Here is a 14,481-nt window from a genome sequence, read left to right as displayed (position 1 = left end):
AAGACCGTCCGCCTGAAATCGGTCAACCGCGTATTTTAAGCGCTAATCGGGAGCTCTTTCGGCTCCCGCTTGACGCGGAAGGCAGCGGCGTACATTGCCGGCAGCGCCAGCAGGGTCAATACGGTCGCCACGATCAGCCCGCCCATGATGGCCACTGCCATCGGCCCCCAGAACACGCTGCGGGAGAGCGGAATCATCGCCAGCACCGCCGCGGCCGCCGTCAGCACGATGGGCCGCAGGCGCCGCACGGCCGATTCCACGATCGCATCCCAGGCCGGCACGCCGGCCGCGCGGTCGCTCTCGATCTGGTCGATCAGGATCACCGCGTTGCGCTGGATCATGCCCATCAGCGCGATCACGCCCAGCAGCGCCACGAAGCCGAACGGCCGGTTCAGCAGCAGCAGCGCACCGGCCACGCCGGCAATGCCCATCGGGCCGGTGATGAACACCAGCAGCGAGCGGCTGAAGCTGTGCAGCTGCAGCATCAGCAGCGTGAACACCAGGAACAGCATGATCGGCACGCCCGCCACGATGGACGCCGAGCCCTTGCTGCTTTCCTCGACCGCGCCGGCCACCTCGATGCGGTAGCCGCCCTCGCCGGCCGCATGCCAGCCGGCCTCGAGCTGGCGCAGCTTCGGCAGCAGCTGCTCGGTCACCGTGGCGCCCTGCAGGCCTTCGACCACGTCGCCCTGCACCGTGATGGCGTAGTCGCGGTTCTCGCGCCACATCACGCCGGGTTCCCAGCTGAACACGGGCCGGGCAATCTGCGTCAGCGGAATCGAACGGCCCGAAGCCGTGGGCAGGTAGGCGTTGCCGATGTCCGAGATGGCCTCGCGCTCGTCGGCCGACTGGCGCAGCACGATGTCGATCAGCAGGTCGTTCTCGCGGTACTGGCCCACGGTGGTGCCCGAGAACATCGTCTTGGAAGCCTGGGCGATCGCCTGGCTGGTCACGCCGAGCGCGCGCGCCTTGGCCTGGTCGACCTCGAGACGGATCACCTTGACCGATTCGTTCCAGTTGTCGTTGACGCCGCGCATGTTGGCGTTCTCGCGCAGCACGGCCTTGACCTCGTCGGCATGCGCGCGCAGCTGGGCAGGATCGGTGCCGATCACGCGGAACTGCACCGGGTACGGCACCGGCGGCCCGTTGGGCAGCAGCTTCACGCGGCCGCGCACCTCCGGGAATTCCTGCGCCAGCAGGGCCGGCAGCTTGATGCGCAAGGTCTCCCGCACCTTCAGATCCTTGGCCAGCACGATGAGCTGCGACACGTTGGTCTGCGGAAAGACCTGGTCCAGCGGCAGGTAGAAGCGCGGCACGCCGGAGCCGATCCAGGTACTGACCGTCTTCACGCCCTCTTCCTTCATGATGCGCTGCTCGACGCGCTTGGCAACCTCTTCGTTGGCCGCGAACGAGGTGCCTTCGGGGAACCAGATGTCTACCATGATCTCCGGCCGGCTCGAATCCGGGAAGAACTGCTGCTGCACCTTGCCCATGCCGAAGATGCCGAGCGCGAAGATCAGCACCGTGGCGCCGATGGTCAGCCAGCGGTGCTGCACGCACCAGTTCACCGCGCGGCGGAAGTTGTTGTAGAACGGCGTGTCGAAAAGCTCGTGCGGCGGCGCATCGGGGTCGTGCGGCTTCACCTTGAGCAGCAGCGTGCCCAGGTAGGGCACGAAGTACACCGAGACGATCCACGACAGCACCAGCGCAATCACCGTCACCGCGAAGATCGCAAAGGTGTATTCGCCCGTCACCGACTTGGCGATGCCGATCGGCAGGAAGCCCGCCGCGGTGATGAGCGTGCCGGTCAGCATGGGCTTGGCCGTCACGTCGTAGGCAAAGGTGGCGGCGCGCACCTTGTCGTAGCCCTCCTCCATCTTGCGCACCATCATCTCGACCGCGATGATCGCGTCGTCCACCAGCAGGCCGAGCGCGATGATCAGCGACCCCAGCGATATCTTGTGCAGCCCGATGCCGAAGTAGTTCATGGACAGGAAGGTCACGGCCAGCACCAGCGGGATCGTGATGGCCACCACCAGCCCCGGGCGGATGTCGATGTACCAGCCGAAGCGCCCGCCCTTGTGCAGGCCCAGCGAGATGATGCTCACGGCCAGCACGATGGCCACGGCCTCGATCAGCACGCCGACGAATTCGTTCACCGAGCTGGACACCGACACCGGCTGGTCCTGCACCTGGGCGAGCTTCACGCCGGCCGGCAGGCGCTGGTCGATCTGCGCGGTGGTGGCGCGCAGCGCCTTGCCCAGCGCGATGATGTCGCCGCCCTTGGCCATGGAAACGCCGAGCGCGACGACCTCCTTGCCCTGGTGATGCACCTTGACGGCCGGCGGATCGATGTAGCCGCGGTGGATCTCGGCAATGTCGCCGAGCTTCAGCTGGTTGCCCGAGCTGCCGCGGATCGGCATCTCACGCAGTTGCTCCACGCTGGTGAACTGCCCGCCCACGCGCACCTGCACCACGTCGAGCGGCGACTGGATCGTGCCCGCGCTTTCGATCGCGTTCTGCGAGCCGAGCTGGGCAAGCACCGCGTTGAAGTCCAGCCCCAGCTGCGCGACGCGCTTCTGCGAGATCTCGATGTAGACCTTCTGGTCCTGCACGCCGAACTGGTCGACCTTGGCCACGTCCTTCACGCGCAGCAGCTGCTGGCGCACCTCGTCGGCCAGGGTCTTGAGTTCGGCCTGACTGAAGCCTTCGCTCTCCAGCGCGTAGATCACGCCATAGACGTCGCCGAAATCGTCATTGAAGAAGGGGCCCTGCACGCCCGGCGGCAGCGTGTTGCGCATGTCGCCGACCTTCTTGCGCACCGTGTACCAGACGTTGGCCACGTCGGCGGCCTTGGACGAGTCCTTGATCTGGAAGATGATCTGCGACTCGCCCGGCTTCGAATAGCTGCGGATCTTGTCGGCATACGGTGCCTCCTGCAGCGTGCGCTCGAGCTTGTCGGTGACCTGCTCAGCCACCTGCTGCGCGGTGGCGCCGGGCCAGTAGGTGCGAACCACCATGGCCCGGAAGGTGAACGGCGGGTCTTCATCCTGGCCGAGCTGGAAGTACGCGAAGGCGCCCAGCACCATCAGCACCACCATCAGGTAGCGCGTGAGGGGCGCGTGGTCCAGCGCCCATTTGGAAAGATTGAAGCCGGCGGGCTTGGCGGTGGTTGCTGCGCCTTCCGTCATTTGGAAGCACCTGCAGCGATCTCCTTCTTGGTGGCCGCCACGGCCTCGACCGGCTGCGCCGATTCCTTCGCGTTGGCGGCCGCCGCTGCAGCCTCCTTCGACTGGTAGATGGTGACCTTCTGCCCCGGCGAGAGCACATGCACGCCCGCGGCCACGACCATCATGCCGGGCGTGAGGCCGGCGCCGATCACGGCTTCGTTGCCGTCGGCCGTCGCCACCTGCACCGGTTGCGAGCGCACCGTCATGGTCGACTTGTCGAGCACCCAGACCGCCGTGCCCTTGCCTTCCTGGCGCAAGGCGCTGGTCGGCAGCTTCATGACCGCGCCGCCGGTGCGTGCCAGCGCCTGCGGACGGGCATACACGGTGGCGCCGAGCGCCGGCGAGGTGGCGGCATCGATGGCCACCTTGACCGCGTAGGTGCGCGTGACCGCGTCGGCGCTGGCCGCCACTTCGCGCACCTGGCCCTGCAGCTCGCTGCCGCCCGACCAGCCGCGCACCGTGACCGGCGAGCCGGGCTTGATCAGCGCGGCGCGGTCTTCGGGTACCGCGAACACCACGTCGCGCGCGCCATCCTGCGCAATGCGCACGACGGGCGTGCCCGCCTGCACCACCTGCCCCGGCTCGGCCTCGATGGCGGTGATGATGCCGGCCACGTCGGCCACCAGCGTGGTGTAGCTGGCCTGGTTGCCCTGCGAGGAAAGCTGGGCCTGCGCCTGCTCGAGCTGTGCCTGCGCGGCCTTCCAGGTGGATTCGCGGCGTTCCAGCTCGGCGCCGCTGATGAAGTTTTGCGCACGCAATTCGGTATAGCGCTTGAGATCGGCCGCCGCGAGATCGCGGTTAGTCTGGGCCGCTGCCAGCTGCGCGCGCGCCGCTTCAGCGGCGAGCCGGTAGTCCTGCGGATCCAGCTGGGCCAGCACCTGGCCGGCCTGCACGTGCTGGCCGAGCTCGGCCTGGCGCTTGGTGATCTTGCCCGCCACGCGGAAGCCCAGCCGCGATTCGACGCGCGCCCGGACCTCGGCCGAAAACTCGGGCTGGGCCTCGAAATCGCTGGTGCCCACGGTCACCAGCTTGACCGCGCGCACAGGTTCCTCGGCCGGCTTCGACTGCGAACAGCCGGCCAGGAACAAGGCGGGAAGCAGCAGCCAGGCGGCACTGCGGGCAAGAGGAGAAAAGCCGGAGGAGGCAGTCATGAGACACCCTAGAAAGGTCGAACCCGGTCATTACTGACCCACTGGTTAGTAATTTAGGGTAAACCTCAGGGACTGTCAATCGCGATTCGGGGGTCGTCAGGTCCTCTGCCCCATTTCGACCAGCCGGTTGTCCGGCAGCTCGAAATAGTCCGAGGCCCGGCCCGCATTGCGCTGCAGCCAGCCGAAGAGCGCGCGGCGCACGGGGTTCATGCCGGGCAGGTGCTCCTCCCCCACCGAGGCGCGCGAGACGAAGTAGGAGGTGGTCATCGAGTCGATGGCCAGCGTCTTCTGGTAGGCCAGGATGCGGATGAACTCGGGCACGTCGGGGCGCTCCATGAAGCCGTGGCGCGCCGTGACCACCCAGATACCGTCCATCAGCTGTTCGGCCTCGATGCGCTGGCGCGCGTCCATGCGCGGCGTGTCGCAGGCCAGCACCCGCAGCACGATCACCTGCTCGTGCAGCACCTGGTTGTGCTTGAGGTTGTGCAGCAGCGCGTGGGGCACGGTGGCCGCATCGGCGTTCAGGAACACGGCCGTGCCGCGCACGCGGTGCGGCATGTTGAGCGCCAGCGATTCGAAGAAGATCCTGAGCGGCATGCTTTCGGCCGCGGCCGCCTCCAGGCCCAGCCGGCGGCCCTTGGCCCAGGTGGTGAACAGCAGCATCACGCCCGCGGCCACGGCCAGCGTGAGCCAGCCGCCGTCGGCAACCTTGAGGCTGTTGGCGAGCACGAAGGTCAGGTCCACGGCGGCGAAAGCCGCCACCCCGAGCACCACCGCCACCCTGTTCCAGCGCCAGAGCCCCCAGGCCACGACGCCCGCCAGCAGCGTGGTGGTCACCATCGTGATCGACACCGCGATGCCGTAGGCCGCCGACAGCGCACCCGAACTGCGAAAGCCCAGCACCAGCAGCAGCACGCCCGTCATCAGCATCCAGTTGACGACCGGCACGTAGACCTGGCCGATGGCCGAGCCCGAGGTCTGCACCACGCGCATGCGCGGCAGGTAGCCCATGCGCATGGCGTGGACGGTCAGGGAAAAGGCACCCGAGATCACGGCCTGCGACGCGATGACGGTCGCCATCGCGGCCAGCACCACCATCGGCACGACGCCCCATGGAGGAAAGAGCCGGAAGAAGGGATTGTCGACGGCTGCGGGCTGCGCCAGCACCAGCGCGCCCTGGCCGAAGTAGTTCAGCACCAGTCCGGGCAGCGCGATGAAGAGCCAGGCGAGGCGGATCGAGCGCGCACCGAAGTGCCCCATGTCGGCATAGAGCGCCTCGCCGCCGGTGAAGGCAAGAAACACCGCCCCCAGCACCGCCAGCGACTGCAGCCGGTGCTCGACCAGGAAGCCGATGGCCCGGCGCGGATCGAGGGCCGCCAGCACCTGCGGATGCTGCAGCACCTGCCAGCCGCCCGCGACGGCCAGCACCAGAAACCACAGCAGCATGACGGGCCCGAACACCTTGCCCACCGCGCCGGTGCCCTTGCGCTGCACCGCGAAGAGCCCGAGCAGGATCAGGATGGTGATCGGAATCACCACCCGCTGCAGCACCGGCGCCTGCACCTCCAGCCCCTCGACCGCCGACAGCACCGAGATGGCCGGCGTGATGAGGCTGTCGCCATAGAACATGGCCGCGCCGACCAAGCCGAGCACCCCGATCCCGTTCCACACCCAGGGCCGGGTCCGCGGCCCCGCGACCGCGCTGCGCGCGAGGGCCTGCAGCGCCAGGATGCCGCCCTCGCCGTCGTGGTCGGCGCGCAGCACGAACACCACGTACTTGAGCGTGACCACGAACATCAGGCCCCAGAAGATCAGCGAGAGCAGACCCAGCACCGCATCGGGCGTGAACGCCACGCCGTGGTCCGGGTTCAGCGTTTCCTTGAAGGCATAGAGCGGCGAGGTACCGATGTCGCCGAACACCACGCCCAGCGCCGCGATCGTCAAGCCCGCCCCCGCCGCATGAGGCGCCTCGCCTGGCGCTGGACTCGGAGCGGAGGGAACCTGCGTCGGTGCATTCATGAATGAAAAAGAAGTGGGGTGTTGGCGACGCCACGAGCATAGTCCGCGCCACGCGTCGCGGACAATCGCCGCGTGTCTGCACCACCCCACATTGCCGCGCCACCGGCGCACTACGAGAATTTCCCCGTGGCCTCCTGGCTGTGCCCGCCCCATCTGCGGCCGCCGATTGCCGCGATCTACCATTTCGCGCGCACCGCGGACGACATCGCGGACGAAGGCGATGCCTCGCCCGGCCAGCGGCTGGCCGATCTTTGCGCCTACCGCGAAGAGCTGGCAGCCGCCGCGCGCGGCCAGGTGGCGGCCTCCTCACGCTGGCCCCAGGTGTTCGGCCCGCTCGCCCACAGCATCGCGCAGTTCAAGCTCCCGGAACAACTGCTCGCCGACCTGCTGAGCGCCTTCATGCAGGACATCGAGAAGACCCGCGACGGCGGAAGCTACGCCGACCGCGCCGAACTGCTCGACTACTGCCGCCGCTCCGCCAATCCGGTCGGCCGCCTGCTGCTGCATCTGTATGGCGTGCACGACGCGCAGGCGCTGGCGCAAAGCGATGCCATCTGCAGCGCGCTGCAACTCATCAATTTCTGGCAGGACCCGAGCGTGGACCTGCCGCGCGGGCGCTTCTATCCGCCGCTCGCCGACTGCGCGCGGCGCGGCCTGACGCGCGAGAGCTTCAAGGTCTTCATGCCGCTGGCCGAAGCGCCGCCCCCGCAGGAAGCCATCAACCTGATCGCCGTCGAAAGCGCCTGGGCGCGGGAGCTGATGGCCGAAGGCGCGCCGCTGGTCCATCGCCTGCCGGGCCGCGCCGGCTGGGAGCTGCGCTTCGTCGTGCAGGGCGGCCTGCGCATTCTCGACAAGATCGAGGACCTGGGCTTCGACACCTTTTCGCAGCGCCCGAAAATCGGCAAGGCCGACGCCCCGCTGCTGGTCTGGCGGGCCCTGCGGATGCGGAGACAATTGCCGCCCATGAAAGCGCCCCTCCGATGACTCCCGAGCAATACGTACAGGACAAGGCCGCCGCCTCGGGCAGCAGTTTCTATTACGCGTTTCTGTTCCTTCCCAAGCCGCGGCGCGCCGCGATCACGGCCTTCTATGCCTTCTGCCGCGAGATCGACGACGTGGTCGACGAGGTCAGCGACCCCGGCGTGGCCGCGACCAAGCTGGCCTGGTGGCGCACCGAGGTGGCGCAGTCGTTTGCGGGACCGCCGCGCCATCCCGTGATGCAGGCGCTGGTGCCGCATGCCACCGCCTACGGCATCGAGCCGGCCCAGCTCAACGAGGTGATCGACGGCTGCCAGATGGACCTCGACCAGACCCGCTACCTCGACTTTCCCGGCCTTGCGCGCTACTGCCACCTGGTGGCCGGCGTGGTGGGCGAAGTCGCCGCGCGCATCTTCGGCCAGACCGACCCGCAGACCACCGCCTATGCGCACAAGCTCGGGCTGGCGCTGCAGCTCACCAACATCATTCGCGACGTCGGCGAGGACGCGCTGCGCGGCCGCATCTACCTGCCCGTGAACGAGCTGCAGAAATTCGACGTCAAGGCGCACGAGATTCTCAACCGCGTGCATTCGGAACGCTTCGTCGCGCTCATGAAGTTCCAGGCCGAGCGCGCGCATGCGGCCTACGACGAAGCCCTCGCCCTGCTGCCCGCCGCGGACCGCCGCGCCCAGAAGCCCGGCCTCATGATGGCCAGCATCTACCGCACGCTGCTGCGCGAGATCGAGCGCGACGACTTCCAGGTGCTGAACCAGCGCGTGAGCCTGACGCCGGTGCGCAAGTTCTGGCTGGCATGGAAAGTCCAGGCGCTGGGGAGGATATGACCCGCGCCGAGGCCGTGCGGAAGTCCCGGGCCCGGCAACGGGGCGGCGAGGCGCCGGCATGAAGGTCGCCGTCATCGGCGCCGGCTGGGCCGGGCTTGCCTGCGCCGTCGAAGCCACGCGCCTCGGCCATGCCGTGACGCTTCATGAAGCGGCGCACATGGCGGGCGGACGCGCGCGGCGGGTCGACCACATGCACGGGCTGGTGCTCGACAACGGGCAGCACATCCTGATCGGCGCCTACGCCGCGACGCTGAAGCTGATGCGCGAAGTGGGCATCGATGCCGGCCAGGCGCTGCTGCGGCTGCCGCTCTCGCTGCGCTTTGCCGATGGCGGCGGCCTGAAGCTGCCGCGGCTGCCTGCCCCGCTCGATCTGCTGGCCGGCATCTTCACGGCGCGTGGCTGGACGTGGCGGGACAAGTCCACGCTGCTGCGCACCGCGGTGCAATGGCGCCTCGCCGGATTCCGCTGCGCCGCCGGCACCACCGTGGCCGCGCTCTGCACCGGCCTCACGCCGCGCGTGATGGAGGAGCTGATCGAGCCGCTGTGCGTTTCCGCGCTCAACACGCCGATCGACCAGTCGAGCGGCGAGGTGTTCCTGCGCGTGTTGCACGACGCCCTCTTCAGCGGCAGCGGCGGCGCGGACCTGCTGCTGCCGCGCGTCGACCTGGGCGCGCTCTTTCCCGACGCGGCCCTGGCGTGGCTAGCACAGCACGACGCAACGCTGCGCATCGGCACGCGCGTGCACGCCATCTCGCCCGAGGGCGCGGCATGGCGGGTCGACGGCGAGCGCTTCGACCACGTCGTGCTGGCGTGCGCGCCCTGGGACGCGGCGCGGCTCGTGCGCGCGTCCGGCGCGGCGGCGCAGCGCTGGTGCGAAACCACCGAGGCGCTGCGCTTCGAGGCCATTGCCACCGTCTACGTGCGCGGCGCTTCGCCGCTCGCGCAGCCGATGCTGGCCCTGCGCAGCCATCCCGCCACCGCACCGGCGCAATTCGTTTTCGATCGCGGCCAGCTCGGCGGACCGGACGGCGTGCTGGCCATGGTCGTGAGCGCAAACGAAACGCCGCGCGAAACGCTGGAGCAGCAGGTGCTTGCGCAAGCCGCCGTGCAGCTCGGCCAGAAAGCGCTGCAGATCGTGCAGACCGTGGTCGAGAAGCGCGCCACCTTCGCCTGCACGCCCGCGCTCGCACGGCCGCCGATGCGCATCGCACCCGGCCTGCACGCCTGCGGCGACTACACCGAAGGCCCCTACCCTGCCACACTCGAAGGCGCGGTCCTGAGCGGACTGGCCGCTGCCAAGGCATCGACAACACCATGACCGAACTGCGCTACCTGGATTTCGACTACAGCGAAGACACCGAGGGCCACGGCACCTTCGATGCCATGGCCTCGACCGTGCCTGCAAGAACAGACGAAGTGCTGGCCGAGATCGCGCAGGTGCTTGCCTGGACCGATGCCACCTTTCCCGATGCGCGCGGCGCGCTCGACGACGGGGCGGCCTGGGACTTCGACCTGCAGCAGACCCGCGAGGCGCCGGAGCTGGACACGGTGACCTTCTCGCTCAGCGGCACGCAAGATTTCTGCGCGGCGCTGCGCGCGCGGTTCAGCCTGGACTGACGCCCTCCCTGTCCCTACGGAAAGAACCATGGTCACCTGCTACCTGCGCTACATCGTCGATCCCTACAAGCTCAAGGAATTCGAGCACTACGGCAAGCTGTGGATTCCGCTGGTCGAGAAGTTCGGCGGCCAGCACCATGGCTACTTCATGCCGTCGGAAGGCGCGAACAACGTGGCACTCGCGATGTTCAGCTTTCCCAGCCTGGCCGCGTACGAACAGTACCGCGCCGATTCGATGCAGGACGCCGAATGCCAGGCCGCCTTCAGATACGCCGCGGACACCCGGTGCATCCTGAGCTACGAGCGCAGCTTCTTCCGGCCGGTCTTCTCCTAGCTCAGGCGCCGAGCGCCACGCACAGCGCGTGCAGGTTCGGCACGATCAGCTGCGGCCGCGCGCCATGCACCCACGGGCGCTCGTCGCGCACCAGCCAGGCCGCCTGCATGCCGGCGTTGAGCGCGCCAACCACGTCGAGCTCCGCGTCGTCGCCCACGTGCAGCACGTCCTTCGGCAGCAGGCCGACCGACGCGGCCGCAGCACGGAAGATCGGCGCATGCGGCTTGCCGCTGCCGAAGGCGCGCGCGTTGAACGCGGTGCGGAACCAGCGGCCGACGCCGGTCTGGTGGATGTCCGCATTGCCGTTCGAAACCGCCACCAGCGGATAGCGTTCGCTGAGCCACTTGAGGGCCGGCAGCGCGTCTTCGTAGAGCGTGACGCGCTGGCGTTCGGCAAAGAAGGCGTCGAAGGCCGGATCGGCCAGCGCCGGGTCTTCGCCCGCATGCCTGAGTGCCGCGCGAATCGACTCGCGGCGCAGCGCGCTCAGGTCATGCGCGAGGTCGGAGCGCTCCTTGGCGGTGGCTTCGCGCAGTTCGCGCAGCACGCCCGGCGTGAGCAGCAGCGACGCGGTCTTCGGTGCCTCGCGCAGCAGCCATTCCTGCAGCACGGTCTCCGCGCGCTCGATGGTCGGCCAGATCGGCCAGAGGGTGTCGTCCAGGTCGAGCGAGATCGCCGAGATACGCTTGATGTCGAGAGGCGCGGCGCTTGCCGGTGCCGTGGAAGCGGAGGTCATGCCCGAGAATATCGCATGCCTCAAGACAACGGGAACCGCGGTTCCATCGACCCCGCACGCGCCATCGAACGCACCGCCATCCTCTGGTGCAACCTGGGCTCGCCCGATGCCCCCACCGCGGCCGCCGTGCGGCCCTACCTGGCGGAGTTTCTGGGCGATCCGCGCGTGGTCGAGATTCCCAGGCTGCTCTGGGCGCTGATCCTGCAGGGCATCATCCTGCGCGTGCGGCCCGCCAAGTCGGCCGCCAAGTACGCGAGCATCTGGATGGCAGAGGGTTCGCCGCTGAAGGTGTGGACCCGCAAGCAGGCCACGCTGCTCGCGGGCTGGCTCGGCGAGCGCGGGCACCGCGTGGCGGTGCAGGATGCCATGCGCTATGCGAGTCCGTCGATCGCTTCGCGCCTTGATGCGCTGCAGGCCGAAGGCGCCACGCGCGTGCTGGTGCTGCAAGCCTATCCGCAGTATTCGGCCACCACCACGGCCAGCGTGATCGATGCGGTGAACGACTGGAGCCGCGGCCAGCGCCGCATTCCGGAGTTCCGCTTCGTCAACCAGTACCACGACGACCCGGCCTACATCGAGGCGCTGGCGCTCGGCATCGAAGCGCACTGGAAGCGCGAAGGCCGCGGCGAGCTGCTGCTGATGAGCTTCCACGGCATTCCGGTGCGCAACATTGCGCTCGGCGATCCCTACCAGGCCCAGTGCCTCGAGACCGCGCGCCTGCTCGCGGCGCGGCTGGGCCTCGCGGACGACCGGTACCGCGTGACTTTCCAGTCGCGCTTCGGCCGCGCCAAATGGCTCGAGCCCTACACCGAGCCGACCCTGCGCGAACTCGGCGCAAGCGGCGTGAAGCGCGTCGACGTGGTGTGCCCGGGCTTTCCGGCCGACTGCCTGGAGACGCTCGAAGAAATTGCCATGGAAGGCCGCGAAGCCTTCCTGCATGCGGGCGGCGAAGCCTTCAGCTACATCCCCTGCCTCAACGACAGCCCGGCGTGGATCACCGCGCTGGCGGGCATTGCCGAGCGCAACCTGGCGGGCTGGCCCACCCGGTCCGCCACTACCGCTCAGAACTTGCCCAGGTAGTCCATCTTGCCGATCGGCATGCCCTTGTGGCGCAGCACGCCGTAGGCGGTGGTCACGTGGAAGAAGAAGTTGGGCAGCGCGAACTGCAGCAGGTAGCGCTGCGCGGTGAAATGCGCCTCGCGCTCGCGCACCTTGATGCTCACGGGGCGCTCCTCCTGGCCGTCGACCAGCGCGCGGTCCACGGTCGCGAGAAAGTTCTGCGTCTTCGCGATGCGGGCCAGCAGCTCGTCATAGGTCTTTTCCTCGTCGGGAAAACTCGGCGCCGTGATGCCCGCGATGCGCGCCACGCCGAGCTTCGCGGCATCGCTCGCGCGCTGGATCTGGCCGGCCAGCGTGAGCATGTCCGGTGCGAGCCTCGCGTCCACCAGCGTGGCCGGATCGACGTCGTTGGCCCGGGCATGCGCCAGGCTCTTCTCGAGCAGGTGGGTGAGCTGGCCGAGCCCGCGGGAGAAGACCGGCACGGAGAGGTCGTACATCGAAAGCGCCATGGCGTGGATCCTTGTGGTGGGAAGTCGGCGGCGATTGTCTCGCCGACGCGCGCCTAGCAGCCGGCGGCCCGGATAAACCCTTCGATCAGCTGCAGTTGTTCGGGCACGTTGAGCGCGGGCGCGTGGCCGCACCCCTGGATTTCGACGACCTTCAGCAAGCCGGCGGCGCCCGGCCCCCGCTGCTGCATCTGCTGCGTCACCTCGGGCAGCACCAGGTCCGACTCGGCGCCGCGCAGGCACAGCACCGGCGCCTCGATCACGTCGTAGTGCGGCCAGATCAGGTAGTCGTTGTCGTGCGCGCTGAACTGCCGGACCATCGCCGGGTCGTAGTGCGGCGTCACGCGGCCGTCGGGCAGGCGGCGCGTGGAGCTTTCGGTCAGCCGGCGCCACTGCGCATCGCTGAGCCAGCCATAGGGCTTGTAGACGGTGCGGAAGAACGCCTCCAGTTCGGCCACCGTGTCGAACGCGGGCGGCTCGCCGGCATAGGCGCGGATGCGCTCGATGGCCGCCTGCGCAAGCTGCGGCGCGTTGTCGTTGAGCGTGAGGCTCGCAATGCGTGCTTTCATGCGCGGCTCGAACAGGCCCGACGCGCAGACCGTGCCGATGGCACCGCCCATGGAGGTGCCGACCCAGTGCACGCGGTCCAGGTGCAGTTCATCGCACAGCGCGCCGGCCATGCGCGCATAGAACGAAAGCTGGTATTCGTCGTCGGGCAGCGGGCTCCACTGGCTCAAGCCGCGGCCGATGGTGTCGGGGCAGATCACGCGGAAGCCGCGCGCTGCAAAGTGCTGCGCCAACTCGTCCATGTCGCGGCAGGTGCGCGCGAGGCCGTGCCAGGCAATGACGACCGGCGCGTCGGGCGCGCCCCAGTCGAGCCAATGGATTTCGCGGCCCGCAAGCTGCGCATAGTGGGAAGACGGAACGGGAAGATCGTTGCTCATCGCGCGGCCCTCGCCCTGAGCTTGCCGACGATGCCGGTCGGAAAGTAGTAGACCGAGAGCACGAACAGCACCCCCAGCCACAGCAGCCAGCGGTCCGGCGACAAGAGCGCTGCGAGCCACGGCAGCCCGCTCGCGGCCTCGCTGCCCACGCGCAGCAGGTCCTGCAGATAGCTCTGCGCCACCACGAACAGCACCGCGCCAATGGCCGCGCCGTAGATCGTGCCCATGCCGCCGATCACCACGATCAGCAGCACGTCGATCATGATCTCGAAGCTCAGCGACGTGTCGGGCCCGTTGTAGCGCAGCCAGATCGCGAGCATGGCGCCGGCCAGCGTGGCAAAGAGCGCCGACAGCACGGCCGCCGTGGTGCGGTACACCACCACGCGGTAGCCGATGGCCTCGGCGCGGAACTCGTTCTCGCGGATGGCCTGCAGCACGCGGCCGAAGGGCGAATTCACGATGCGCAGCAGTGCGAGCACCAGCACCACCGCAGCCACGAAAAGCAGGTAGTAGCACAGCAGCCGGCCATCGAGCGAGACGCCGAGGAAGGGCTCCTCGGAGAACTCGAAGCTCGGCGAGATCAGTTCGGGCAGCTTGAAGGTCAGGCCGTCCTCGCCGCCGGTGAAGTCCGACAGCTGCGAGGCCAGCGTCTGGAAGGCCGAGGCCACCGCCAGCGTGATCATCGCGAAGAAGATCGCGCGCACCCTGAGCGAGAACAGCCCGATCGCAAAAGAAAGCACCAGCGAGACCGCGAGCGATGCCGCGAGTCCGAGCAGCACCGCGCCCCAATTGGGCCCGAGCCGCGACGCCGAAATGGCGATGCCATAGGCGCCGATGCCGAAGAACATGGTGTGCGCGAAGCTCACGATGCCGGTGTAGCCCAGGAGCAGGTCGAAGCTCGCGACCAGCACCACGAACACCAGGATCTTGGCCGCCACGCTGAGCGCCTTCACGCCCGGAAAGATGAACGGCGCGAAGGCCAGCGCGATGAACAGCGCCACCAGCAGCAGCGCCAGCAGGCGGCTTCGGGGCATGTCGTTGGAGAGAAGTCGTTTCAGGAACATGGCG

13 protein-coding genes are annotated in these 14,481 nt (G+C 68.5%); 6 read left to right on the top strand and 7 right to left on the bottom strand.

Annotated features, from left to right (window positions below; all coding sequences use genetic code 11):
* Positions 1 to 35 precede the first annotated feature (35 nt).
* The 3 genes from L1081_RS06075 to L1081_RS06065 all read right to left on the bottom strand — a co-directional run bounded on the left by L1081_RS06075 (position 36) and on the right by L1081_RS06065 (position 6,400).
* Positions 36 to 3,191: an efflux RND transporter permease subunit gene (locus L1081_RS06075; protein WP_489415651.1), complete on the bottom strand. Its 3,156-nt coding sequence runs from the start codon at positions 3,189 to 3,191 to the stop codon at positions 36 to 38.
* Positions 3,188 to 4,381 (bottom strand): efflux RND transporter periplasmic adaptor subunit, encoded by a 1,194-nt coding sequence (locus L1081_RS06070; protein WP_489415650.1) that lies wholly within the window; start codon positions 4,379 to 4,381, stop codon positions 3,188 to 3,190. Before L1081_RS06070 ends, L1081_RS06075 begins: the two co-directional genes overlap by 4 nt.
* Positions 4,382 to 4,477: 96 nt before the next feature.
* Positions 4,478 to 6,400, bottom strand: coding sequence for a KUP/HAK/KT family potassium transporter (locus L1081_RS06065; RefSeq protein WP_489415649.1), 1,923 nt, complete (start codon positions 6,398 to 6,400; stop codon positions 4,478 to 4,480).
* A gap of 72 nt (positions 6,401 to 6,472) precedes the next feature.
* Here L1081_RS06065 and hpnC point away from each other — a divergent pair, with 72 nt between their 5' ends.
* From hpnC to L1081_RS06040, 5 genes are read left to right on the top strand one after another with little or no spacing between them, the layout of a single operon-like run.
* Positions 6,473 to 7,384, top strand: coding sequence for a squalene synthase HpnC (gene hpnC, locus L1081_RS06060; protein ID WP_489415648.1), 912 nt, complete (start codon positions 6,473 to 6,475; stop codon positions 7,382 to 7,384).
* Positions 7,381 to 8,220, top strand: coding sequence for a presqualene diphosphate synthase HpnD (hpnD, locus tag L1081_RS06055; RefSeq protein WP_489415647.1), 840 nt, complete (start codon positions 7,381 to 7,383; stop codon positions 8,218 to 8,220). Before hpnC ends, hpnD begins: the two co-directional genes overlap by 4 nt.
* A 58-nt stretch (positions 8,221 to 8,278) precedes the next feature.
* Positions 8,279 to 9,538, top strand: coding sequence for a hydroxysqualene dehydroxylase HpnE (hpnE, locus tag L1081_RS06050; protein WP_489415646.1), 1,260 nt, complete (start codon positions 8,279 to 8,281; stop codon positions 9,536 to 9,538).
* Complete coding sequence (locus tag L1081_RS06045) at positions 9,535 to 9,837, top strand: hypothetical protein (protein ID WP_489415645.1); 303 nt, start codon at positions 9,535 to 9,537, stop codon at positions 9,835 to 9,837. Before hpnE ends, L1081_RS06045 begins: the two co-directional genes overlap by 4 nt.
* Before the next feature lie 28 nt (positions 9,838 to 9,865).
* A complete protein-coding gene (locus L1081_RS06040; protein ID WP_489415644.1) occupies positions 9,866 to 10,171 on the top strand; it encodes an NIPSNAP family protein in 306 nt (101 codons plus the stop codon).
* Position 10,172: 1 nt separating this feature from the next.
* Here the strand turns inward: L1081_RS06040 and L1081_RS06035 are convergent, their stop codons facing one another.
* Positions 10,173 to 10,904 (bottom strand): HAD family hydrolase, encoded by a 732-nt coding sequence (locus L1081_RS06035; RefSeq protein WP_125964832.1) that lies wholly within the window; start codon positions 10,902 to 10,904, stop codon positions 10,173 to 10,175.
* Between the two features lie 15 nt (positions 10,905 to 10,919).
* On the opposite strand from L1081_RS06035, the gene hemH reads away from it, so the two are divergent.
* Entirely contained in the window at positions 10,920 to 11,984 is a 1,065-nt protein-coding gene (gene hemH, locus L1081_RS06030; protein ID WP_489415643.1) for a ferrochelatase, read from the top strand.
* Here hemH and L1081_RS06025 read toward each other — a convergent pair.
* The 3 genes from L1081_RS06025 to L1081_RS06015 are packed head-to-tail and all read right to left on the bottom strand — an operon-like array spanning position 11,966 to position 14,477.
* A complete protein-coding gene (locus L1081_RS06025; protein ID WP_489415642.1) occupies positions 11,966 to 12,472 on the bottom strand; it encodes a DUF1993 family protein in 507 nt (168 codons plus the stop codon). The two genes, hemH and L1081_RS06025, sit on opposite strands and share 19 nt — an antisense overlap.
* A 53-nt stretch (positions 12,473 to 12,525) precedes the next feature.
* The gene (locus L1081_RS06020; protein WP_489415641.1) at positions 12,526 to 13,413 is read right to left on the bottom strand and encodes an alpha/beta fold hydrolase; all 888 of its coding nucleotides are present in this window, start codon (positions 13,411 to 13,413) and stop codon (positions 12,526 to 12,528) included.
* Positions 13,410 to 14,477 carry a branched-chain amino acid ABC transporter permease gene (locus tag L1081_RS06015; protein WP_436035905.1) on the bottom strand — a complete coding sequence of 356 codons (1,068 nt, stop codon included), beginning with the start codon at positions 14,475 to 14,477 and terminating at the stop codon, positions 13,410 to 13,412. Before L1081_RS06015 ends, L1081_RS06020 begins: the two co-directional genes overlap by 4 nt.
* Positions 14,478 to 14,481 lie beyond the last annotated feature (4 nt).

This window comes from Variovorax sp. MSC1_012, assembly GCF_023667525.1.
Taxonomy (GTDB): domain Bacteria; phylum Pseudomonadota; class Gammaproteobacteria; order Burkholderiales; family Burkholderiaceae_C; genus Variovorax; species Variovorax beijingensis_B.
Note: the sequence above shows the minus strand (reverse complement) of the source record. Positions and strands in the feature narration are given on the sequence as shown.

Coding starts and splice junctions, on each gene's coding strand:
- L1081_RS06020 (WP_489415641.1), bottom strand. CDS start 13,413: ATGAGCAACGATCTTCCCGTTCCGTCTTCCCACTATGCGCAGCTTGCG.
- L1081_RS06025 (WP_489415642.1), bottom strand. CDS start 12,472: ATGGCGCTTTCGATGTACGACCTCTCCGTGCCGGTCTTCTCCCGCGGG.
- hpnD (WP_489415647.1), top strand. CDS start 7,381: ATGACTCCCGAGCAATACGTACAGGACAAGGCCGCCGCCTCGGGCAGC.
- L1081_RS06015 (WP_436035905.1), bottom strand. CDS start 14,477: ATGTTCCTGAAACGACTTCTCTCCAACGACATGCCCCGAAGCCGCCTG.
- L1081_RS06045 (WP_489415645.1), top strand. CDS start 9,535: ATGACCGAACTGCGCTACCTGGATTTCGACTACAGCGAAGACACCGAG.
- L1081_RS06035 (WP_125964832.1), bottom strand. CDS start 10,904: ATGACCTCCGCTTCCACGGCACCGGCAAGCGCCGCGCCTCTCGACATC.
- hpnE (WP_489415646.1), top strand. CDS start 8,279: ATGAAGGTCGCCGTCATCGGCGCCGGCTGGGCCGGGCTTGCCTGCGCC.
- L1081_RS06065 (WP_489415649.1), bottom strand. CDS start 6,400: ATGAATGCACCGACGCAGGTTCCCTCCGCTCCGAGTCCAGCGCCAGGC.
- L1081_RS06040 (WP_489415644.1), top strand. CDS start 9,866: ATGGTCACCTGCTACCTGCGCTACATCGTCGATCCCTACAAGCTCAAG.
- L1081_RS06075 (WP_489415651.1), bottom strand. CDS start 3,191: ATGACGGAAGGCGCAGCAACCACCGCCAAGCCCGCCGGCTTCAATCTT.
- hemH (WP_489415643.1), top strand. CDS start 10,920: ATGCCTCAAGACAACGGGAACCGCGGTTCCATCGACCCCGCACGCGCC.
- L1081_RS06070 (WP_489415650.1), bottom strand. CDS start 4,381: ATGACTGCCTCCTCCGGCTTTTCTCCTCTTGCCCGCAGTGCCGCCTGG.